The following is a 20,965-nucleotide window of genomic DNA, read 5'->3' as shown; positions in this document are numbered from 1 at the left end:
TAGGGATATTTGATGAAGGCCTCCTCCTTTCCGCGACACCTCCATCGGGAGAAACCATGTCCGTAGACACCCGCCCCGCGGTCTCGATCGACGTACGGCAGATCGGTGGCCGCATCGGCGCCGAGATCGGCGGCGTCGACCTGAGCGCCGACCTCGACGACGCCGTGTTCGCCGAGATCCGGGCCGCCCTGCTGGCGCACAAGGCGCTCGTCTTCCGCGGCCAGCACCTCGACGACGACCAGCAACTGCGCTTCGCCGCCCGGTTCGGCCCGCTCACCACCGCCCACCCGACCGTCCCGTCGGTCGCCGGGCAGCCGAACATCCTGCGGGTCCAGGGCGACGAGGGCGTCCGCGCCAACAACTGGCACACCGACGTCACCTTCGTGCAGAGCCCGCCGGCCGTCTCCACGCTGCGTGCCGTCGTCGTCCCGGCGTACGGCGGCAACACCCTGATCGCCAACGCCGCGGCCGCCTACCGGGACCTGCCCGAACCGCTGCGGGCGCTGGCCGACTCGCTGCAGGCCGTGCACACCAACGACTACGACTACGTACGGCCGCAGTTCGCGACCGAGGAGGCCGCCGAATACCACAAGGTGTTCGTCTCCCGGCGTTACCAGACCGCCCACCCGGTCGTCCGGGTGCACCCGGAGAGCGGCGAGCGCGGCCTGTTCATCGGCGGGTTCGCCCAGCGGCTGGTCGGGCTGTCCGGCACCGAGTCCCGGGACATCCTGCGACTGCTGCAGGCGTACGTCATCCGCCCGGAGAACGTGCTGCGCGTGCAGTGGAACGTCGGCGACCTGGTGGTCTTCGACAACCGCATCACCCAGCACTACGCCCCGGACGACTACGGCACCCAGCCCCGGCGGCTGTTCCGCGTCACCGTCGCCGGAGACGTCCCGGCCGGCATCGACGGCCGGCGCAGCCAGATCCTCGAGGGCGACACCGCCGGCCACTACACCCCGGGAAGGTAGGGCCACGTCCACCGCACCGGGTCACGCTGATCGGACGAGTTCGGCCTCGGCCCGTGGCCACGAATGGACGGGCGAGTTGGTTCGCGATCGGGAACCTCCGTACGGTCACCTGAGGATTCGGTGAATGCGGAGGGCCGGGGTTGAGCCAGGCAGCGGTTTCGATCGGTCCCGTCTTCGCCGTCGTGTTGGCGGCGCTGGTGTTGCTGGCCGTGGCCGCCGCGCTGGCCGGCCGGTTGGGCGCCGGCCGCGCCATCGTCTCGGCCTCGTTGCGGGCGATCGTCCAGCTGGCGGCCGTGTCGGTCCTGATCGCCGCGGTGCTGCGGTCGTGGTGGGCCACCGCCGCCTTCGTCACCTTGATGGTGCTGGTGGCCGCCGCCACCTCGGCTCGCCGGATCGGTTCCTGGGATCTGGCCCGGTTCACCATCCTGCCGATTGTGGCCGGTGCGTTGCCGGCCGGCGTGCTGATCGTCGCCGCGGGCGCGGTGCCCCTGTCCGAGGTCGCGGTGCTGCCGATCGCGGGCATCCTGATCGGCGGCGCGATGACCGCGACCTCCTTGTCGGGCCGGCGGGCCCTCGACGAGCTTCATAACCGCTTCGGCGAGTACGAGGCGGCGCTGGCCCTCGGATTCCTGCCACGCGACGCCGCGCTCGAGGTCTGCCGCCCGACCGCGGGTCAGGCGCTGGTCCCGGCGCTCGACCAGACCCGCACCGTGGGCCTGGTCACGTTGCCCGGTGCCTTCGTGGGCGTACTCCTCGGCGGTGGTTCGGCGGTGCAGGCCGGCGCTACCCAGCTCATGGTCCTGGTGGCGTTGCTCGCGGTCGAGGCGATCGCGGTCGCCGTGACGATCGAGCTGGTCGCGCGGGGCTCGGTGCGCCGCCGCGATGCTTCCGCTTGACTTGCAAGCTACAAGCTGCCGGCCCCGGCCGACGAGGGTGCGTACCTCGGGTCAGGGAGAACCCTGATTGACGGACCCGTACCGCTAACGGTTATCTGACAGGTAACGGTTATCGGTGGAGGGACGATGCAGGACGTGGTGCTGGCCTTGCTGGCCAAGGAGCCCTCGCACGGCTATCAGCTGCGAGCCCGGCTGCGGGACGCGCTCGGGCCGCTCGGCGAGGCGCTCAACGACGGGCAGATCTACGTGACCCTGACCCGGCTGGAGAAGGCCGGCCTGGTCACCTGGGAACCGGCCGGCGAGGGCGAGGGCCGCGACCGCAAGGTGTACGCGCTGACCCCGGCCGGCCAGCACCGGGTCGCCGAGTGGCTGACCGAGGTGGCGTGGCCCCGGCCGGCGCCCACCGACTTCCACCTGAAGCTGACCGCCGCCGCGGCCGCTCGGCTGGCCGACCCGATCGCGCTGGTCGACGCCCAGCGGCGCGAGTTGCTGCGCCTGCTGCGCGACGCCCAGCGGGCCGCCCTGGCCGAGCCGCCCGGGTCGGTTGCGGGGCTGCTGCTCGAGGGTCAGGTGCTACGGCTGGAGGCGGACCTGAAGTGGCTGGACGCGTGCGAACAAGCCTGGACGACACGAGGGGACAGGAAATGACGGAAGCCGTGTTGCGTACCCGCAAATTGCGCAAGGAATTCGGTAAGGGTGACGGGCGGGTCCGCGCGGTCGACGACGTCGACCTCGCGGTCGACGCGGGCGAGACGGTCGCGGTGATGGGTCCGAGCGGGTGTGGCAAGTCCACATTGCTGCATCTGCTCGGCGGCCTGCAGCGGCCCACCGGCGGCGAGGTCGAGCTGGGCGGCCGCCGGGTCGAGACGATGAGCGAGCGGGCGCTGGCCCGGCTGCGGCGCGACCGGATCGGCTTCGTGTTCCAGGCGTTCCACCTGATGCCCGAGCTCACCGCCGTGGAGAACGTCGAGGTGCCGGCGTTGCTGGCCGGCCGCTCGCCGCGCGCGGCCCGCACGACGGCGCTCGACCTGCTCGACCAGGTGGGCCTGGCCGATCGGACCGGTCATCTGCCGTCGGCGCTGTCCGGCGGGCAGCGGCAGCGGGTGGCGATCGCCCGCGCGCTGAGCACCGAGCCGCTGGTCGTGCTGGCCGACGAGCCGACCGGCAACCTCGACAGCGCCGCGACCGCCGAGGTGCTGCGGTTGTTCGACCGGCTGCACCGGGCCGGGCAGACCCTGGTCGTCGTCACGCACGACGCGCGGATCGCGGCCACCGCCGACCGGATCCTGTCGATGCGCGACGGCGCCCTGGTCGACCAGACCGTGCTCGCCGGGGCGGCGTGATGGGCCGGCTGCTGCTCGTGCTCCGGCTGGCATGGCGGGACGTGCGCCGCCGGCCGGTCGAGGCGATCCTCGCGCTGCTGGTGATGATGGTGGCGACCACGACGCTGACCATCGGGCTCGCCCTGAACGACGTGACCGATCACCCGTACGAGCAGACGAAAGCCGCGACCGCGGGACCGGACGCGGTGGCCGGCTTCCTGAGCGAGAACGGCGCGCCACCGGCGAGCGCGGCGGTCGACGCGATCACCCGGCTGCCGGGCGTGACCGCGCACGGTCCGCTGATGCCGATGGCGCACACCACCTTGACCCTCGGCAGGCGCACGGCGACCGTCCAGGCATGGGGACGGGAGCCAGCGGGCGGTGACCCGGTCGACCGGCCGAAGCTGACCTCGGGCGGGTGGGTCGGCGCCGGCTCGGTCGTCCTCGAGCGCGGCTTCGCCGACGCCCTCGGCGCCCGGGTCGGCGATCACGTCACGCTGGGTGGCCGGTCCTTCCGCATCGGCGGTACGGCGGTGAGCGCGGCCCTTCCGTCGTACCCGAGCAGCCTGTGTCACCTGCTGTGCTTCGCCGGGATCGCACCCGGCCCGCACGCCTTCGACCTGGGGCTGGTCTGGCTGACCCCGGCCGACCTGGCGACCGTGCACGAGCGCACCACCCCAGCCGTCGTCTACCTGCTCGACCTGCGCCTGGCCGACCCGGCCGCGGCACCCGCCTTCGCCGCCGCGCACGGCCGGGAGACCGCTCCGTTCCTGCTCGCCTGGCAGCAGATCCGCGACGCCGACGCCGGGGTGACCCGATCGGCGCAGACCGCCCTGCAGGTCGGCGCGGTCCTGCTCGCCCTGCTCGCGGTGGCCGGACTGACCGTGCTCGCGGGGCGCCGCACCCTGGAGCAGACCCGCCGGGTCGGTCTGCTCAAGGCGGTCGGTGGCACGCCCGGCTTGATCGCCCTGGTGCTGTTCGTCGAGCATCTCGCGCTCGCGGTGCTCGCCGCGGCCGCCGCCCTGGGCGTGGGCCGCCTGCTGGCGGGCCGGTTCACCGCTCCCGGCGCCGGACTGCTCGGCTCGTCCGGCCCGGCGACGCTGACCGCCTCCACCGTCGCCGTGGTGATCGTGGTCGCGTTGCTCGTGGCGCTCACCGCCACGCTGCTCCCGGCGCTGCGGGCGGCCCGATCCGCCACGATCACCGCACTCGAGGCGCCTGCTCGCACACCCCGCCGGCACGGCCGGGTGATCGCGCTTTCCGCCGCGCTGCCCGTGCCGCTGCTTCTCGGGCTGCGCCTGATCGGCCGCCGCCCGGCCCGGGCCGCCCTCGCGACGCTGAGCACCGCGGTCACGGTCACCGGTCTGGTCACGATCCTGACCAGCGCGGCCGTCAACGCCCGCGACACCGGTGGGCTGCACAACCTGCGCACCGAACGGCTGGCCCAGGTCACCACCACGATCACGGTGATGCTGCTGGTGCTGGCCGCGGCCAACACGGTCTTCCTGACCTGGGCTACAGTCGCCGACGCTCGACACGCTTCGGCGCTGGCCCGCGCGTTCGGCGCCACCCCGGACCAGGTGACCGGCGGTCTGTCCGCGGCACAGGTCGTCCCGGCCGCCCCAGGTGCGCTGCTCGGGGTGCCCGCGGGCCTGATCGTCTACCGCGCCGTGACCCAGACGTCGTTCTCGGCTCCCTCGGTGGCCGGTCTGGCGGCGGTCCTGCTGGGCTCGGTGCTGGCGGTGGTGGTCTGCACCGCGATACCGGCGGGCCTCGGCGCGCGCCGGCCGGTCGCCGACGTGCTGAGCGCCGAGTCGGCCTAAACGCGAGAACCGCTGCGCGCCCGGCCGCGGGCGCGCAGCAACTCGACCGCGATCGGCACGACCGACACGGCCACGATGCCGATCAGGATCAGTTCGATGTGATCGCGGACGAAGGCGACCTGCCCGAGGAAGTAGCCGAGCGTGGTCACCCCGGCGGCCCACAGGGCTCCGCCGATCACGTTGTAGAGCACGAAGGTGCGGTAGCGCATACGGACCGCGCCGGCGACGATCGGGGTGAAGGTCCGCACGATCGGTACGAAGCGGGCCAGGATGAGGGAGCGGGCGCCGTACTTGTCGAAGAAGGCGTGCGCCCGGGTGAGGTTCTCCTGCTTGAACAGCCGGGAGTCGGGCCGGTGGAAGAGCCCGGGGCCGAAGCGCCGGCCGAAGGCGTAACCGGCCTGGTCGCCGGCGACCGCGGCGACCGCCGCGAGCAGGCAGAGCAGCCACAACGGCAGGTGCAGGTAGGTGCCGCCGGCCACCAGCAGGCCGGCGGTGAACAGCAGCGAGTCGCCCGGCAGGAAGAACCCGATCAGCAGCCCGGACTCGGCGAAGACGATCGCCAGGATACCCAGCAGACCGAACGCCGAGATCAGGTGCTGCGGATCAAGAAGACTCATACGCGGAAAGGTATGTCTCCGCGGCTGAAGGTTCGTTGAACGCGGCGGGTTCAGGGATTCCTCAGCGCGCGGTCATCAACCTCTCCGGCATGACCAGCCCTTCCCCCGTCGTCGTCCCGGCGAGCATCGGCGCAGGCCATGACGGCTGCGCCGCGGAGATCGCCCGGGCCACCGAGCTCATCCTGCGATCGGTGGCGCCATGAACCTCGCCCGAACCGCCGTGGCATCGGCCGGTCATCCGTTCCCGGCGATCGCCGCGATCGGTCCGCTGCGCCGCACGCTGTTTCCCGGGCTGGCCGGCGTCGGCAACCCCGGACACGTCGCGCTCACCTTCGACGACGGACCGCACGCCGACGCCACCCCGGAACTGCTCGACCTGCTCGACCGGGCCGGTGTGCGAGCCACGTTCTTCCTGCTCGGCCGGATGGCCGAGGAACTGCCCGAGGTGGCCCGGGCCGTCGTCGACGCCGGACACGAGGTCGGCGTGCACGGGTACGAGCACCGGTTGCTGGTCAAACACGGGCCGGCCGCCACCTGCCACGACATCAGCCGGGCCACCGCGGCCATCATCGCGGTGACCGGCGTACGGCCACGGTGGTGGCGCCCGCCGTACGGGGTGGCGAACGCCGCCGCCCTCCTGGAGGCCAGGAGACTCGGGTTGCGGCCGGTGCTGTGGACCACCTGGGGCCGCGACTGGACCAGGACGTGCACGCCGGACTCGGTCTATCGCAGCATCATGCGCAAGCTTGACGGAGGCGGCACGATCCTGCTGCACGACAGCGACCACTCGGCCGCCCCGAAGTGCTGGCTGGCCATGCTGGGCGCGCTGCCCGCGATCCTGACCACCTGCCGGGCCCGGGGTCTGGCCGTCGGCCCGCTGGCCGAGCACGGCGTCACCGAGGACACCACGATCGCCGGCCGGGCGGGACGAACAGCTGCACCGCACTGGTAGGGCCGGTCAGCGGAGGATGCCGGTGTGGCCCAGCGAGTAGCGGCCCGGCTGGGGCCAGACGCAGAGTCCGTGCGGCTCGGTGCCGACCGGGATGCGGGCGATCAGGCGGCCGGTGGCGGTGTCGATCGCGTAGACCTCGTGGTCGTAGCGGCCGGAGAGCCACAGGACTCGGCCGTCGGCGGAGACGCCGCCCATGTCGGGGCTGGCGTGGCCGGGCAGCTGCCAGGTGGACACCACCTTGCCCGTGCGGAAGTCGAGGACGGACACGCTGCCCGCGCCGCGGTTGGCGACGTAGAGATAGCGGGAGTCGCGGCTGGGGTAGAGGCCGTGGGCGCCGTCGCCGGTGGGGAGGAACGTGCGGACGGTCAGCCGGTCGCCGTCGATGATCCAGAGGCCGCTGGTCTGCATGTCGGCCACGTACCAGGTCTGCCCGTCCGGGGAGATCTTGATGTCCTGCGGCATGGCGTGTCCGGGCAGGTGCAGGCGAGCGACGACGCGTTGCGCGGCGGTGTCGATCTTGACGAGGTCGCCGGAGAACTCGCAGGTGGCGATGAAGTACCGGCCGTCGGCCGAGAAGTCGGCGTGGTTGATCCCGTCGCAGCCGACGGGGAGCAGGTGCCGGGGCGCCATGGTGTGCGGGTCGCTGAAGACGATGGCTCGGAGCGATTCGGCCATCACCATCGCGAACTTGCCGTCCGGCGTGAAATAGAGGTTGTACGGATCGGTGACCGGCACGCGCCTGCCCAGCCGGCCGGTGGCCGGGTCGATCGGGATCAGCGTGTTGCCCGCGTTGTCATTTATCCACAGCGTGCGCAGGTCCCACGAGGGCACTAAATGCTGCGGGCCGTGTCCGGCGGGAACGGTCCGGATGACCTTGTACGTTCGCAGATCGATCACCGAAAGGGTGTCGCTGCCGAAATTCGGGACGTAGACCAAGGGCTTGGCGCGTGCCGCGGCGGCCGCGAGGTTCCCTGGGCGGTCGGCGGCGTAGACGTCGGCCGGGTCGATCGGCGGCGGCATCCCTGGCAGCAGCGTCGTCGCGGTTTTCGCCGAAGGCTCGGCCGAGGGTACCGGCGTGCGGGGTTCGGCGGGCGCGGGGGCCGAGGCGCAGCCGGCGAGCAGGATCGATGCGGTGGTGACCGTGGCCGTCAACAGCCGGGTCATGTGAGCAGTTCCGAGGCCGTGACCGGGCGCAGCCCCCGTTCGTGCAGGCCGGCCAGGATGGGGGCGATCGCCGCCACGGTTCCCTCGTGGCCGCAGTGCAGGCTCACGATCGACCCGGGGCGGGCGGCGGCGAGGGTGGCGGAGACGATCGCGGCGGCGCCCGGGTCGGTGAAGTCGCGCGGGTCCACGTCGTACGACAGGCACGTCGGATAGCCGGCCCGGCGGGCGGCTGCCTTGATCGTCGCGGTCGCGTACTGGGTCTGCGACGGGCGGAACCAGCGGCCGGGCGAGCCGGCGACGGCGTGGATCGCTTGCGCGCAGTCGGCGATCTCGGCGTACGCAAGCTCGGGTTTCATGTTCTTGATGTCCGCGTGGTGCTGGGTGTGGTTGCCGAGATCGTGGCCGTCGGCGAGAACACGCCGGCCAAGGTCGTGGTTCGCGGCCAGCCACGTGCCGACGGCCAGCACCGTGACGTGGGCGCCGCCGCGTGTCAGCGCGTCGAGCAGGGCGGTCACGATCCGCGGATCGCCCTGGCCGTGGAAGGTCAGGGCGACCTGAGGCCGGTCGCGCGGACCGTGCCGCACCTCGTCGGGCAGGGCGGCCGCTGCCGGGCTGGACGAGTTTTCGGTTGTGGACGCGGTCCTGCCTGCAACGGTGGACGCGGTCGTGGGTGCGGCGGACGGCTGAGCGGCGTCGCAGCCGGCGACCGCGCCGAGGGAGAGGCCGGCAACCGTGCGGAGGGCGTCACGACGATGCATGCGGCGGATGCTAGGCGGGCGGTCATTAAAGGAGCCTGAAGCCGCCTCCGAGTGAATTCTGCCCGTATGGGGTACGTTCAGCCCTGATTAAGGTGGCCGGTCCCATCGTGGGCGTCGTGAACAGCCAGGTGCCACCCCTGACCGTCATCGAGCCACCGCAGGTCCTGCCGGCGACCGGAACGGGCGGCGACGTGCCGGGTCCCCGGCGTGGCCGCCCGGCCGCCGTCTGGGATCTGGACGGAACGCTGACCCGCACCGGCACGTTGCTGCCGTTCCTGCGCCGGGTCGCCGGCCCGGCGGCGGTCGTCCGGGCGATGGCGGTCGCCGCGAGCCGCGACCTGCCGAGGCATGGGCGGCGGAGCGCGGCCAAGGCGCTGGTGCTGCAGCAACTTCTCGGGGGACGGGAGTTGGGTGCGGTGGATCCGCTGGCACGTGACTACGCCGGCCGGGTCCGGAAGACGCTACGCGCCGACGCCATGCGGCTGTGGTCCTGGCATCGCGACAGTGGCCACCGGCTCGTGATCGCCTCGGCCTCCCCCGGAATCTACGTCCATCACCTCGGCCGGCTGCTCGGCGCCGACGAGGTGATCTGCACCGAGATGGCGGTGGTCAACGGCCGGCTCACCGGCGCGCTCAAGGGCGGCAACTGCCGCGGGCACGAGAAGGCCCGCCGGGTCCTCGAACATCTCCACGAGCAGCCGGCGAGTCGGGTCTGGGCGTACGCGAACAGCGCGGTGGACCGCCCGCTGCTGGAGATCGCCGACATCGCGGTGCGGGTGACCACGTACCGTCACCTCACTCTCCGGCGCGACACTCTCCGGGACGACCGGTGAGCACCGGTCTCCCTTCGGATGGGAAATGACGTGCGTGTCCTACTGGTGGAGGACGAGTCGGCGCTGGCCGCGATGGTGCGCGACGCGCTGATGGGGGAGGGCTTCGCGGTCGACGTCGCCGCCACCGGCCCGGACGGGCTGTGGGCCGCGACCGAGCATCCGTACGACGTGATCGTGCTCGACATCATGCTGCCGGGGCTCAACGGCTACGAGGTGTGCCGGCAGTTGCGCGGCCGGGACGTATGGACGCCGATCATCATGCTGACCGCCAAGGACGGCGAGTACGACCTCGCGGACGCGCTCGACCTGGGCGCCGACGACTACCTCACCAAACCGTTCTCCCTGGTGGTGCTGTTGGCCCGGCTGCGGGCGGTGGTCCGCCGGGGCCGGCCCGAGCGGCCGGCCGTGCTCACCGCCGGTGACCTGAGCGTCGACCCGGCGACCCGGCGGGTCAGCCGCGCCGGGCAGGAGATCTCGGTGACCAGCCGGGAGTTCGCGCTGCTGGAGTTCCTGATCCGGCACCGCGGCGAGGTGGTTTCCAAGAACGCGATCATCGGCGGGGTATGGGACTGGACCTTCGACGGCGACTCCAACATCGTCGAGGTCTACATCCGGTACCTGCGTAAGAAGATCGACCAGCCGTTCGGCCGCTCGGCGATCGAGACCGTCCGTGGCGCCGGCTACCGGCTGGCCGCCAACGGTGGGTGATCGGCCTCCGCCAGCGGCAGCCGGACATGGAAGACGGCGCCCGGGCCGTCGTCGATGCTCACGGCGCCGCCGTGCCCGTCGACGATCTCCCGGGTGATCGGCAGGCCGAGACCCGATCCGCCGTCGTGCCGAGCGCGGCTGTCGTCCAGGCGCACGAACCGGTCGAAGATCCGCTCCCGGTCGCCCGGGGCGATGCCGGGGCCGTCGTCCGTGACGATCAGGTGTGCGGAGTCGTCCTGCCGGACCGTGACCGTCACCGTGGATCTCGCGTGCCGGGCGGCGTTGTCGAGCAGGTTGCGGAGGGCCCGGCGGAGCCGGGCGGCGTCGCCGATCAGGCGCACCGGCTGCAGGCGGAGCCGGAGATCCACGGTCGGGAATCGGGCGGCGAACCGTTCCCGTTCCGCGAGTACCAGGTCGTCCAGGTCGAGCTCGTCGCGCCGGAACGCGAGCCCGTGCTCGTCGGAGTGGGCGAGCAGCAGCAGGTCCGCGACCAGCGTCCCGAGCCGTTCGGCCTCGCCCTGCAGGAGGGTGATCTGGGCCAGGCCGGTCTCGGTGGTGGCCCGGGCCGCCAGATAGTCGAGGCCCAGCTGGACCGTCGCGAGGGGGCTGCGTAACTCATGCCCGGCGTCGGCGACGAACCGGCGTTGCGCCACGGCCCCGGCCTCGAGCCGGTCGAGCATGGCGTTCATCGTGCGCGCCAGCGCCGCCACCTCGTCCTGGCCGTGCGGCAGGGGCACCCGGGCGTGCAGGTCCTGTGCGGTGATCGAGGCGACCTGCCGGCGGATCGCCTCGACCGGCCGCAGCGACCGCCCGACGAAGACGAAGGTGGCCACGCCGACGACGGCCACCAGGACCGGCATGCCGGTCGCCAGGGTGCGGGTGAGCGCGGCGGTGTTCTCCCGGACCGGCTGCAGCGACTGCGCGACGACCACCGTCTGCGGCCCCTTCGACGTGTTCACCCCGACCACCCAGATCCGGTACGGAGCGTCGCCGCTCGCCGGCCAGGGGCGCGTCGCCTTCGTGGTGCTACCGACGGGGACGCGGTGGCTCGCCAGCGGCGGTCTCGAACCCACCGGAAAGGAGGTCGCGACCACCTTTCCCGCACCGTCGAGTACCTGAACCAGGGTTGTGTTGCCGGTCAGCGTCTCCAGTACGTCCGACGCCTCGTCGTCCCGCAGCCCGGCCTTGACCTCGGCGACCCGCTGGCGAACGGCGCTCTCGACATTGTGCGTCAGGATCGACTCCGTCGCGCGGACGAAACCGAAGGCGGCGACGGCTCCGGCCACCCCGACGACGACCGCCGCCGCGATCGCCGTGCGCAATCGGACGCCACCCAGCCACCTGCTCATCCGCGGACCATAGGTCACCCGACCTGACGGTGAGCTGAAGCGCCGCCGGGTGACGGCGCGCCACCCGGCGACGTCACGATCAGATGCCGTCGAACCTGTTCAGCGTGGTGAGCAGGGTGGCGAGGGTCGACGCGCAGGTGGACTGGCTCGGGTTCGCGGCGCGCAACGCGGTGAGGGCGTCGTCGATCTGGCCGTCGAGCTGGTGCCACTTGCCGGCGTCCCGGGGCTTGAGCCCGGCCTCGGCGTCGTCCCAGGCCACCTCCAGGTCTTTGATCCGGGTCCGGCCGCCGGACAGGTCGTTGTGGGCGACCCTGTCCTTGACGTCGGTCACGATGGTGGCGAACGTCCTCAGGTCGCCGAGCCGCGTGGTCGGGTGAGCCTTCCGCGTGGCTGTCACCCCGCCGGCGGACTGGCCCGGGGCCGGCACCCCGGGGTCGACCACAACCGTGGAGCTGCCGCTGCTCTCCGGTGTGTCGGAGTGCGTCGCGCTGAGCCCCAGCCCCACCGCGGCGACCACCACCAGGCCGCCGCCCGCCCAGACGTAGTCCGCCCGCAGCCCGCCGGCCGGTCCGCTGCCCTTCTCGGCGACCCCGTGCCGGTTGACCAGCATCTGCTCGCGGGCCACCAGCACGATGATCACCGCGAAGAACAGCACGCTGGTCGCACTGGCGCCCAGCGCCAGCCCGCCGAACTGCTTGTCCTGGGTGAGCAGGTCACCCACCGACGCCCCGAGCGGCCGGGTAAGCACATAGGCGATCCAGAAGGTCAAAACCTGACCAAACCCGATTTTGTACGCGATCCAGGTCGCCGCGATGAGGCCGCCGAAGATCAGCACCCCGTTCCGGAAGCCCAGGCTCAACGCCTCGGTGGCCAGGTCGCCCGCGGCCGTGCCGAGCGCGAACGTGGTGAGAATGGCTCCCCAGTAAAAGGCCTCGCGGCGCGGCGTGTCGATCGACGTGATCGCGAGCGTGTGTTCCTGCCGGTGCCATACCAGGAACACGACGGCAAGGATGACGGCGAAGACCGTGGTGCTCAAGTAGAGGCTGACGCCGAGCGTGTCGGTGAAGAAATCGGTGATCTGCGTGCCCACTATGCTCACCAGCACCACGCACAGCCAATAGATCCAGGGCGTGTATTTCCGCGTACGGAACTGGACGACCAGCGCGGTGACGAGCACGGCCGCCATGAGCGCATCGGTCACCAGCGGCCCGAGGCCGACATTCACGGTCAGGTAGTCGGCGAAGGTCTCGCCGATGGTCGTGGACAATACTTTGATGACCCAGAACGTCGCGGTAATGGCCGGAACTTTGGTCAACCAGACACGCGAGCGTCCTGCGGTGGCATAAGTCACCGACATCATTTTCTCCTTCACAAGACTTCGGAAGCGCGCGGGGATCGCACGGTGAGAGCGCGACTGTCAACCTTCGGGCCGCCGGCCTTAAATTTCGCTGAAACCGGCGGCAGAACGTCATCCAGGAGTGGAGAAAATGCGCCCGGCAGAACGGGGTTCAGGGTTTTCTTAGCCGCCGCGCGCTACGGTCCGCGGCCGGAAACCAGGTCGGACGGGAGACGGTGGCCGATGAGGGTCCTGGTGGTCGACGACGACGCGGCGGTTCGGGACTCGCTCGCCCGGACGTTGCGTTTCGAGGGGCATGAGGTGGAGGTGGCCGCCGATCAATCCGGAAACGACGATCCGCCCGTCATCCATGCCATGAGTCCTCGAGTCGGCGAAAGAGGGACGACCGAACAATCGGCGGCATGGTTAAGAGCACAGAGGTCCTGAACTTAAGAAAATCGTGAGAACCAGCTGTGCGTACGCGACCGGAAGAGTGCACATCCTACAACTTGTAGGTGATCGGTACGGAGGTTCCGGCGAGCCTCGCCACGGGCCGCGACCCGGCCCTCATGCTCGTGGGGAATCGGGCGCCGCGAGCACGGGGGAGAGGTATGACCAAGCAGCCGGAAGTATTCACGGAAATGGACGTGGCCGGCGCGGGCCGGTACGTGATGAAGAAACTTCCCGAGGTCACCCTGGCCTTCTGGGTCATGAAGATCGCCGCCACCACGCTCGGCGAGACGGCCGGCGACCTCTTCGCTCAGACACTGAAACTCGGCTACTTCCTGACCACCGTCGCCCTGTTCGCGATCTTCGTGGTGACCCTGGTGATCCAGTTGCGTGCCCAGCGGTACAACCCGTTCTTCTACTGGACGGTGATCCTGTCGACCAGCATGGCCGGCACCACCATGTCGGACTTCATGAATCGGGACGCCAGCTATCTACCGGCCGGGGAACAGTCACTTGGCTGGGGTCCACAGGGACTCGGCCTGGGTTACCCGGCCGGCGCGGCGATCCTGATCTCGCTGCTGATCGGCATCTTCGTGCTCTGGAAGACCACCGGCCTCACCTTCCAGATCCGTGACATCGACACCTTCCGGGGCGAGTCGCTGTTCTGGGCCGCCATTCTGGTGTCGAACACGCTCGGCACGTCGATGGGCGACTTCCTGTCCGACAGCTCCGGGCTCGGCTACGCCGGCGGCGCCCTGCTGATCGCCGGCCTGCTCGCGGGTCTGCTCGCCGTCAAGTACGTGCCGGCCGTCCCCAATGTGGTGTTGTTCTGGCTGGCGTTCGTGCTCACCCGGCCGCTCGGCGCGACCGCCGGCGACTTCCTGACCAAGCCGGTGGCCAAGGGCGGCCTCGCGCTGGGCACGCTCGGCTCGTCGCTGGTCCTGCTCACGGTGCTGTTCGGCCTGATGGCCTACGCGCACGTCCAGGAAAGCCGCCGCGGCCTGCACCCGGGCGACCTGATCGAGGTCGTGCCCGCTCGATGAGCCGGCGTGTTCCGGCGGGCACGGCGGTCCGCGTGGACGGTGTGGTCCGCGTGGACGGTGCGGTCCGCGTGGACGGTGCGTCCGCCGGTGGCAACACGCTCGGTGCTCAGGAGTTCTCGGCGACTCGATACCGGTGATGGGGGCGGCCGGTCGCGCCGTACTCCAGGTGGAGTTCGATCATTCCCTGGCGTTCGAGCTTGGCCAGGTAGCGCTGCACCGTGGGCCGGCTCGCGCCCAGCTCCTCGGCGATCTGGGAGGCGCCCACCGGCTGCGGGGCCGATCGCACCACGTCCAGGATCTTCTGCGCGGTGGGGGAGAGGTAGCGCCGGGCCGCGACCGCGGAGGACGAGCCGCGCAGCAGGCCGTACAGGCTGTCGACGGTCGCCTGGTCGGCCACGCCCTCGGTACTGGCCCGGTTGCGCCACCGGCGGTACGCCTCCAGCTGGTCGCGCAACTGGTGGAAACCGAACGGCTTGACCAGGTAGTAGACGGCGCCCATCTGCATGGCCGAGCGGACCATCTGCAGGTCGCGGGCGGCGCTGATGACGATGCAGTCCGGCGCGCCGGGGGCGGTGTGCAGCGAGCGCAGCAGGGACAGGCCGTCCTCGTCGGGCAGGTAGATGTCGAGCAGCAACAGGTCGGGCGGATCGGCCGCGATGGCGGCGCGGGCCTCGGGGCGACCGGCTGTGCGGCCGGAGGGGCGACCGGCTGTGCGGCCGGAGGGGCGACCGGCTGTGCGGCCGGAGGGGCGACCGGCTGTGCGGCCGGAGCGGCGACCGGCTGTGCGGCCGGAGCGGCGACCGGCTGTGCGGCCGGAGGGGCGACCGGCTGTGCGTCCGGCGAGGAGGCCGGAGCGGCGACCGGCGATGGGGCCGGAGGGGCGGCCGGCGGGGCGGCCGGCACGGGGAGCCGCACCTCGAAGCGGGTGCCGCCCGCGCAGCTGACCTCGATGGTCCCGCCCGCCCGGTGGACGATCCGGTGCACCAGCGCCAGGCCGAGCCCGCGCCGGCCGCCGCTCCCGGTGGCCTTGGTCGAGTACCCGTCCTGGAAGATGTCGTCCACGTGGGTGGACGCGATCCCGGGGCCGTTGTCGGTGACCACCACCCGTACGCCATCCTCGTCCTTGATCTCGAGCGTGATCTCGCGGGTGCCGGGCAAACGGCCGAGCGCCTCGATCGCGTTGTCGACCAGGTTGCCGACGACGGTGAGCAGCGCCCGCACGTCGACACCCGGCTGGTCGAGGTGCGAGTCGTCGGTGATGGTCAGCCGCACGTTCTGCTCGGCCGCCACGGTCGTCTTCGCCAGCAGCAGCGCGGCCACCGCCGGCGGCGCGATCCGGGCCCGGATGTCGTCGGCGCGCGCCAGCGAACCGGCCGAGATCTCCGCCAGATAATCCGCGGCCTCCTCCTGTTCGCCCATTTCCAGCAGGCCCGACATCACGTGCAGCCGGTTCGCGAATTCGTGTTCCTGGGCCCGCAGCGCGGTGGTCAGCCCATTGACCGAGCGCAATTCCCGGACCAGGGCCTCCATTTCCGTACGATCACGCAAGGTGACAACGGAACCCACGTCACGCCCGTCCAGGACCACCGGCATCCGGTTCACCACGAGCAGGTATTCGTCGGTCAGGACCATCTGGTCGTCGCCGGTGACCGTGCCCGCCAGCAGGTCGCGCAGCCGGCCGGCGGGGAGAAGGTCGTCGAGGTGCCGGCCCCGCTGGCCCGGCGGCAGGTGCAGCAGCCGCTGGGCCTCGGAGTTGATCAGATCGACCCGGCCCTTCGCGTCGAAGCCGATCACGCCCTCCCGGATGCCATGCAGCATCGCCTCCCGCTCCTGCAGCAGCGAGCCGATCTCGGCCGGCTCCAGCCCGAAGGTGACCCGTTTGATCTGCCACACCAGCAGCCACGACGCGAGGATGCCCACGGCCAGCGCCAGCGCCGAGTAGGTCAGGATCGCCAGCACCTGGTGATGCACCTGGCTCGCGACGTGCGTCTCGAGGATCCCGACCGACACCTCCCCGACCACGCGACCGTCGTCGAAGATCGGCGCCTTGCCGTTGGCCGATCGGCCCAGGCTGCCGGGATCCGTGCCGGTGTGTGTCCGGCCGTCCAGCACGATCACCGGTTCCTCGAGGCGCCGGCCGATGAGGCTGGTGGTCGGGTGCGAGAACCGTATGCCATTCCGGTCGGCCACCACGACGTACGCGGCGGCGGTGGCGCCCCGGACCTCCTCGGCCCGGCGTTGGATCAGGCCCCGGGGGTCGCCGGCCAGCAGGGCGGCCCGGACGTCGGGCATCTGCGCGACCGTCTCGGCGATGCCCAGCGCCTGCCCCTCGGTCTGCTTGTCGAGGCTCTGATCGCTCAGGGTCACGTACAGGAAACCGCCGAAGGCCGTCGTGACGAGCAGGATGCTCAGCACTCCGAGCAGCACCTGGAAGGCGAGTGTCCGAGGCGGCCGCATGCACGTCACCTGCTTCCGGTCAGCGGGATATCCGCAGCATGCGGCAGGGGGCCGGGTAAGTCCAGGCGAGCAAAAAGCACTTAACCGCGAGTAACGCGGCCATCGCGCGAAACGCATGCGAAACCTTCTACGAAATCTCGCCGAAATTTAGGCTCCCGGCACCGCATGAAGGGAGCCCGATGTGACGACGACCGAGCCGGCCGAGGCGCTGCCCGCGATCGAACTGCGGGGGGGTGCGAAAAGACTTCCGCAGTCCAGCCGGCGAGATCTACACCGCCCTGCGGGACGTGGACCTGACGGTGGGGGCCGGCGAGTTCTGCGCGGTGGTCGGGCCGACCGGCTGCGGTAAGTCCACCACCCTGACCCTTGTCTCCGGGATGGAACGGGCTACAGCGGGCTGGGTCCGCGTTGCCGGGCAGGACGTGTCCGGAATCACGAAGGGCGTCGGGTTCATGTTCCAGACCGACGCGATCCTGCCGTGGAAGAACGTGCTGGAGAACGTGGCCGCGGGACCGCGCTACCGGGGCGTCGACAAACGCACGGCGTACGCGGATGCCCGGGACTGGATCCGCCGGGTCGGGCTGGCCGGATTCGAGGACCGGTATCCGCACCAACTCTCCGGCGGCATGCGCAAGCGCGTCGCGCTGGCCCAGAACCTGATCAACGAGCCGCGGATCCTGCTGATGGACGAGCCGTTCAGCGCGCTCGACGTGCAGACCCGGGCCCTGATGTCGAACGAGCTGCTCGGGCTGTGGGACCTGACCCACCCGGCGGTCGTCTTCGTCACCCACGACCTGGAGGAGGCGATCGCCCTCGCCGACAAGGTCGTGGTGATGACCGCCGGCCCGGGCGGCACCGTGAAGGCCGAGTTCCCGATCGACCTGCCGCGTCCCCGCGTGGTCCAGGAGATCCGGTTCGAGCCCGAGTTCGTCGATCTCTACCACCGCGTCTGGGAGACGTTGCGCGCCGAGGTCGACATCGCCTACAGCCGCACCCAGTCACCGGCGGGGGTGACCCGATGACCTCCGTGACGGTGGCCGCCGCCGGCCGCAAGACACGCCGGTCCGGTGCCCACGCCGTACGCCGCAAACTGCTTGTCCATGGCGTCCAGGTGGCCGTCCTCGTCGTGGTGCTGGGCTTCTGGCAGCTCTACGTCGGCTCCGACTCCCGCAAGATCATCCTGTACGGCGTGCCGAGCGGCATCGTCGGCCGGCTCAAGGAGTGGATCACTGTCGGCACGGCGGTCGGCTCGCTCGGCGACCAGATCAGGGTGACCCTCGAGGAGGCCCTCCTCGGCTTCCTGATCGGCACCGTCCTCGGCATCGTCTTCGGCCTGGCCATGGGCCGGGTCCGCTTCCTCGCCGACGTGTTCGGGCCGTTCATCAAGGTCCTCAACTCGATCCCGCGGATCGTGCTCGGCTCGGTCTTCGTGCTGGCCTTCGGCCTCGGCCTGGAGTCGAAGGTCATGCTGGTCATCGTCCTGGTCTTCTTCGGCGTCTTCTTCAACGCCTTCCAGGGTGCCCGCGAGGTCGACCGCAACCTGATCGCGAACGCCCGGATCCTCGGCGCCTCCCGCTGGCAAGCGACCCGCCAGGTGGTGCTGCCGTCCGCGTTCACCTGGATCGTCGCCAGCCTGCACGTCGCCTTCGGCTTCGCCCTGATCGGCGCGATCGTCGGCGAGTTCATCGGCGGCCTGCAGGGCCTCGGCGTCCTGATCAAGACCGCGCAGGGCACCTTCGACGCGAACGGCGTCTGGGCCGCGATGGTGATCATGGGCGCGGTCGCGCTCGCCGCCGAGTGGCTCATCACCCGGCTGGAGAAGCGCCTGCTGCGCTGGCGCCCGCCTCAGCTTTCCGGACCCGATCTCTGACAAACAAAGGAAGTGGACTATGCGGACAATGAGATGGCTCGCGATCGGCGCCGCCGCGGCGGTCGCGCTGAGCGGCTGTGCCAACAAGGCGGCCTCGAACGCGGGAGCGGCACCGGCCGCGACCGTCTCCGGCGCCCCGACCGTCAGCATCATGGTCGGCGGCCTGAGCAAACAGATCTACCTTCCGTTCATGCTGACCCAGCGGCTCGGCTACTTCCAGGCCGAGGGCGTCAACGTGAGCCTGCAGGACGAGGGCGCCGGCGTCGACGCCACCACCCAGATGATGGCCGGCAAGGTGGACGGCGTCGGCGGCTTCTACGACCACACCATCGATCTGCAGGGCCTCGGGCAGAGCGCCGAGTCCGTGGTGTCGATGCTGGTCACGCCGGGCGAGGTCGAGCTGTGCCGGAACGATCTCAAGAGCCAGATCAAGTCGCCCGCCGACTGGAAGGGCCGCACGCTCGGCGTCACCGACATCGGCTCGTCCACCGACTTCCTCACCCAGTACCTGGCGCAGAAGAACGGCGTCGACCCGTCCTCGATCCACCGCCTCGGTGTCCAGGCCGGCAACACGCTGATCGGCGCCATGGAGCACAAGAACGTCGACTGCGCGATGACCACCGAGCCGACCGTGACGCAGCTGTTGGCGACGAAACAGGCGTACATCCTGCTTGATATGCGTTCCGCCGACGGCGCGTCCGCGGCGCTCGGCGGCGAGTACCCGGCCACCAGCCTCTACATGCAGACCAGCTACGTGCAGGCGCACCCGGACGTGGTGCAGAAGCTGGTGGACGCGTTCGTCAAGACGCTCAAGTACATCCAGGCGCACACCGCCGCCGAGATCACCGACCAGATGCCGGCCGATTACTACGCTGGCGCGGGCAAGCAGGCCTACATCGACGCGCTGAACAACGAGAAGGGCATCTACAACCCGACCGGGATCATGCCCCCGAACGGCCCGCCGACCAACCTCAAGGTGCTGAGCACGTTCAACAAGGACGTCAAGGGCAAGACCATCGACCTGAGCAAGACCTACACGGACCAGTTCGTGAAGGCCGCGGGCTGACGAAGGTGGCGCTGGAAGAACCGGTTCGCATCGTCCCCCGCGAAGTGCGGGACGCCGGTGTGCCCGCCCATGTTGGCGTGCAGCGTCTTCTCCTTCGAGCCGAAGGCGTCGAACAGGTCCAGCGCCACCTGCCGGTCGTTCCCCTCGTCGTCCCACTGCAGCAGGACGTGCAGCGGGATGGTGACCTGCCGGGCCTCCTCGAGGATGGCCCGGGGCACGTAACTCCCGGCGAACAGCCCGGCGGCCACGATGCGTGGCTCGACCACCGCCAGCCGTACGCCGATGGAGATCACGCCGCCCGCGTAGCCGACCGGTCCGCCGATCTCGGGCAGCGCGAGCAGGGCGTCCAGGAGGGCCCGCCATTCCGGGACGGACTGGTCGACCAGCGGGAGGATGAGCCGGTCGACGACGTCGTCGGTGACCGGCTCGCCGGCCGCCAGCGCCCGGCGCAGGTCGGCGCGGGCCTGTTCGGCGACGGCGGAACCGGGCCGCTCACCGCTGCCGGGCAGCTCGATGGTGGCCGTGGCGAAGCCTTCCGCCGCGGCATGCCGGGCGCGGGTCACCAGCCGGGAGTACATCTTGTGCAGGCCGCCGGGGTGGCCGAGCAGGATCAGCGGGGCCGGCGCGGACGTCGGCGTCCACAGGATGCCGGGGACCTCGCCGAGGGTGAATTCGCGTTCGAGGACGCCGTCGTCGAGGCGTCGTTCGGTGGTGAAGCGCATGGTCGTGCCTTTCGGGAGTGCTCGTGATCGGCGCTCCCGGACGACCTATCGCCCGGCCGTGACCCCGCGGGGGAGCACCCATGTCGATACGTTCACGGGTACCACCTCCTCGGTCTCTCGCACGGCCCCGGCCAGACTAGCAGCTTTGCTAGAGACCGCTCAGCACGACCCAGGCCGTGATGAACAAGGCCGTCCCGGACAGCCAGGGGATCGGGGCCAGGCCGGAATCCCTGGTGATCCAGGCGGCGACGGTCGAGGCCACGGCCACGACCGGAATGACGGGCAGGAGCCAGGCCAGGTGGACCCGGCGGGGCAGCGGGTGCGGCACCTGGTCGGTGAGCAGCGCGACCACGCCCAGCGCGAGCGCGGCGAAGAGCACCACGACGGTGGCCGCGGTGCTGAGCGCCAGCCACCCGTCGGCGCCGGCCCAGTGCAGCACCAGCCAGGTCAGGCCGAGCGGTACGACCATCACTCCGAGTACGGCAAGGCCGCACCCGCTTCCCTGCCGAATTCCCACGACAACCGATTCTCCCGGCGGCGACTCACCAAGTCAGTCGCGTATCGGTCGCGGAGCCCATCGCCCGAACGGATCTACGTTGGACGAGAGACAGGGTGATGTGCGAAGTGA

General features: G+C 70.9%; 20 protein-coding genes and 1 pseudogene. 12 read left to right on the top strand and 9 right to left on the bottom strand.

Annotated elements, in window-relative coordinates:
• The first annotated feature begins 56 nt into the window (after nucleotides 1-56).
• The 5 genes from IH26_RS0119695 (at nucleotide 57) to IH26_RS0119675 (ending at nucleotide 5,012) form a co-directional block, all read left to right on the top strand.
• The gene (locus IH26_RS0119695; RefSeq protein WP_030437682.1) at nucleotides 57-971 is read left to right on the top strand and encodes a TauD/TfdA dioxygenase family protein; all 915 of its coding nucleotides are present in this window, start codon (nucleotides 57-59) and stop codon (nucleotides 969-971) included.
• 140 nt (nucleotides 972-1,111) lie between these two features.
• Entirely contained in the window at nucleotides 1,112-1,867 is a 756-nt protein-coding gene (locus tag IH26_RS0119690) for an ABC transporter permease (RefSeq protein WP_030437681.1), read from the top strand.
• A gap of 126 nt (nucleotides 1,868-1,993) precedes the next feature.
• Complete coding sequence (locus IH26_RS0119685) at nucleotides 1,994-2,515, top strand: PadR family transcriptional regulator (RefSeq protein WP_030437680.1); 522 nt, start codon at nucleotides 1,994-1,996, stop codon at nucleotides 2,513-2,515.
• Nucleotides 2,512-3,210, top strand: a complete 699-nt coding sequence (locus tag IH26_RS0119680) for an ABC transporter ATP-binding protein (protein WP_030437679.1) — start codon at nucleotides 2,512-2,514, stop codon at nucleotides 3,208-3,210. Before IH26_RS0119685 ends, IH26_RS0119680 begins: the two co-directional genes overlap by 4 nt.
• Complete coding sequence (locus IH26_RS0119675) at nucleotides 3,210-5,012, top strand: FtsX-like permease family protein (protein ID WP_030437678.1); 1,803 nt, start codon at nucleotides 3,210-3,212, stop codon at nucleotides 5,010-5,012. The genes IH26_RS0119680 and IH26_RS0119675 overlap by 1 nt, the downstream gene beginning before the upstream one ends.
• Here the strand turns inward: IH26_RS0119675 and IH26_RS0119670 are convergent.
• Nucleotides 5,009-5,629, bottom strand: a complete 621-nt coding sequence (locus IH26_RS0119670; protein ID WP_034215670.1) for a DedA family protein — start codon at nucleotides 5,627-5,629, stop codon at nucleotides 5,009-5,011. The two genes, IH26_RS0119675 and IH26_RS0119670, sit on opposite strands and share 4 nt — an antisense overlap.
• A 199-nt stretch (nucleotides 5,630-5,828) precedes the next feature.
• Between IH26_RS0119670 and IH26_RS0119660 the strand changes: the two genes are divergently transcribed.
• Nucleotides 5,829-6,581 carry a polysaccharide deacetylase family protein gene (locus IH26_RS0119660; RefSeq protein WP_051808297.1) on the top strand — a complete coding sequence of 251 codons (753 nt, stop codon included), beginning with the start codon at nucleotides 5,829-5,831 and terminating at the stop codon, nucleotides 6,579-6,581.
• A gap of 6 nt (nucleotides 6,582-6,587) precedes the next feature.
• Here IH26_RS0119660 and IH26_RS0119655 read toward each other — a convergent pair whose 3' ends face one another.
• On the bottom strand, nucleotides 6,588-7,745 hold the full coding sequence (locus IH26_RS0119655; protein WP_030437675.1) for a YncE family protein: 1,158 nt from the start codon (nucleotides 7,743-7,745) through the stop codon (nucleotides 6,588-6,590).
• Nucleotides 7,742-8,503 (bottom strand): polysaccharide deacetylase family protein, encoded by a 762-nt coding sequence (locus IH26_RS0119650; protein WP_030437674.1) that lies wholly within the window; start codon nucleotides 8,501-8,503, stop codon nucleotides 7,742-7,744. Before IH26_RS0119650 ends, IH26_RS0119655 begins: the two co-directional genes overlap by 4 nt.
• 116 nt (nucleotides 8,504-8,619) lie before the next feature.
• On the opposite strand from IH26_RS0119650, the gene IH26_RS0119645 reads away from it, so the two are divergent.
• Both IH26_RS0119645 and IH26_RS0119640 read left to right on the top strand, forming a co-directional pair.
• Nucleotides 8,620-9,336: an HAD-IB family hydrolase gene (locus tag IH26_RS0119645; protein ID WP_169789776.1), complete on the top strand. Its 717-nt coding sequence runs from the start codon at nucleotides 8,620-8,622 to the stop codon at nucleotides 9,334-9,336.
• Nucleotides 9,337-9,366: 30 nt separating this feature from the next.
• Nucleotides 9,367-10,044, top strand: a complete 678-nt coding sequence (locus IH26_RS0119640) for a response regulator transcription factor (protein WP_030437672.1) — start codon at nucleotides 9,367-9,369, stop codon at nucleotides 10,042-10,044.
• Here the strand turns inward: IH26_RS0119640 and IH26_RS0119635 are convergent.
• Both IH26_RS0119635 and IH26_RS0119630 read right to left on the bottom strand, forming a co-directional pair.
• Nucleotides 10,017-11,393 carry a sensor histidine kinase gene (locus tag IH26_RS0119635; RefSeq protein WP_034215668.1) on the bottom strand — a complete coding sequence of 459 codons (1,377 nt, stop codon included), beginning with the start codon at nucleotides 11,391-11,393 and terminating at the stop codon, nucleotides 10,017-10,019. The two genes, IH26_RS0119640 and IH26_RS0119635, sit on opposite strands and share 28 nt — an antisense overlap.
• 79 nt (nucleotides 11,394-11,472) lie before the next feature.
• Entirely contained in the window at nucleotides 11,473-12,708 is a 1,236-nt protein-coding gene (locus IH26_RS0119630; RefSeq protein ID WP_157437273.1) for a COG4705 family protein, read from the bottom strand.
• 632 nt (nucleotides 12,709-13,340) lie between these two features.
• Between IH26_RS0119630 and IH26_RS0119625 the strand changes: the two genes are divergently transcribed.
• A complete protein-coding gene (locus IH26_RS0119625; protein WP_034215666.1) occupies nucleotides 13,341-14,222 on the top strand; it encodes a COG4705 family protein in 882 nt (293 codons plus the stop codon).
• Nucleotides 14,223-14,328: 106 nt separating this feature from the next.
• Here the strand turns inward: IH26_RS0119625 and IH26_RS64525 are convergent, their stop codons facing one another.
• Together IH26_RS64525 and IH26_RS0119615 are read right to left on the bottom strand one after the other, a co-directional pair.
• Complete coding sequence (locus IH26_RS64525) at nucleotides 14,329-14,856, bottom strand: response regulator (RefSeq protein ID WP_425394389.1); 528 nt, start codon at nucleotides 14,854-14,856, stop codon at nucleotides 14,329-14,331.
• A 275-nt stretch (nucleotides 14,857-15,131) separates the two neighbouring features.
• Nucleotides 15,132-16,679: pseudogene (locus tag IH26_RS0119615) on the bottom strand (ATP-binding protein); the annotation flags it as partial.
• Nucleotides 16,680-16,912: 233 nt separating this feature from the next.
• Here IH26_RS0119615 and IH26_RS53705 point away from each other — a divergent pair.
• From IH26_RS53705 to IH26_RS0119600, 3 genes are read left to right on the top strand one after another with little or no spacing between them, the layout of a single operon-like run.
• Nucleotides 16,913-17,701: an ABC transporter ATP-binding protein gene (locus IH26_RS53705; RefSeq protein ID WP_157437272.1), complete on the top strand. Its 789-nt coding sequence runs from the start codon at nucleotides 16,913-16,915 to the stop codon at nucleotides 17,699-17,701.
• Nucleotides 17,698-18,549, top strand: a complete 852-nt coding sequence (locus IH26_RS0119605) for an ABC transporter permease (RefSeq protein WP_030437667.1) — start codon at nucleotides 17,698-17,700, stop codon at nucleotides 18,547-18,549. The genes IH26_RS53705 and IH26_RS0119605 overlap by 4 nt, the downstream gene beginning before the upstream one ends.
• Before the next feature lie 28 nt (nucleotides 18,550-18,577).
• Entirely contained in the window at nucleotides 18,578-19,615 is a 1,038-nt protein-coding gene (locus IH26_RS0119600) for an ABC transporter substrate-binding protein (RefSeq protein ID WP_211268695.1), read from the top strand.
• On the opposite strand, the gene IH26_RS0119595 is transcribed toward IH26_RS0119600, so the two are convergent.
• Nucleotides 19,582-20,337, bottom strand: coding sequence for an alpha/beta fold hydrolase (locus tag IH26_RS0119595; RefSeq protein ID WP_030437665.1), 756 nt, complete (start codon nucleotides 20,335-20,337; stop codon nucleotides 19,582-19,584). The genes IH26_RS0119600 and IH26_RS0119595 overlap by 34 nt on opposite strands.
• 148 nt (nucleotides 20,338-20,485) lie before the next feature.
• On the bottom strand, nucleotides 20,486-20,809 hold the full coding sequence (locus IH26_RS0119590) for a hypothetical protein (protein ID WP_157437271.1): 324 nt from the start codon (nucleotides 20,807-20,809) through the stop codon (nucleotides 20,486-20,488).
• Nucleotides 20,810-20,965: the final 156 nt, after the last annotated feature.

Origin of the sequence: Actinoplanes subtropicus (assembly GCF_000721705.1) — a bacterium.
Taxonomy (GTDB): domain Bacteria; phylum Actinomycetota; class Actinomycetes; order Mycobacteriales; family Micromonosporaceae; genus Actinoplanes; species Actinoplanes subtropicus.
The sequence above is the reverse complement of the archived record's forward strand: the minus strand, read 5'-3'. Positions and strand labels throughout refer to the sequence as shown.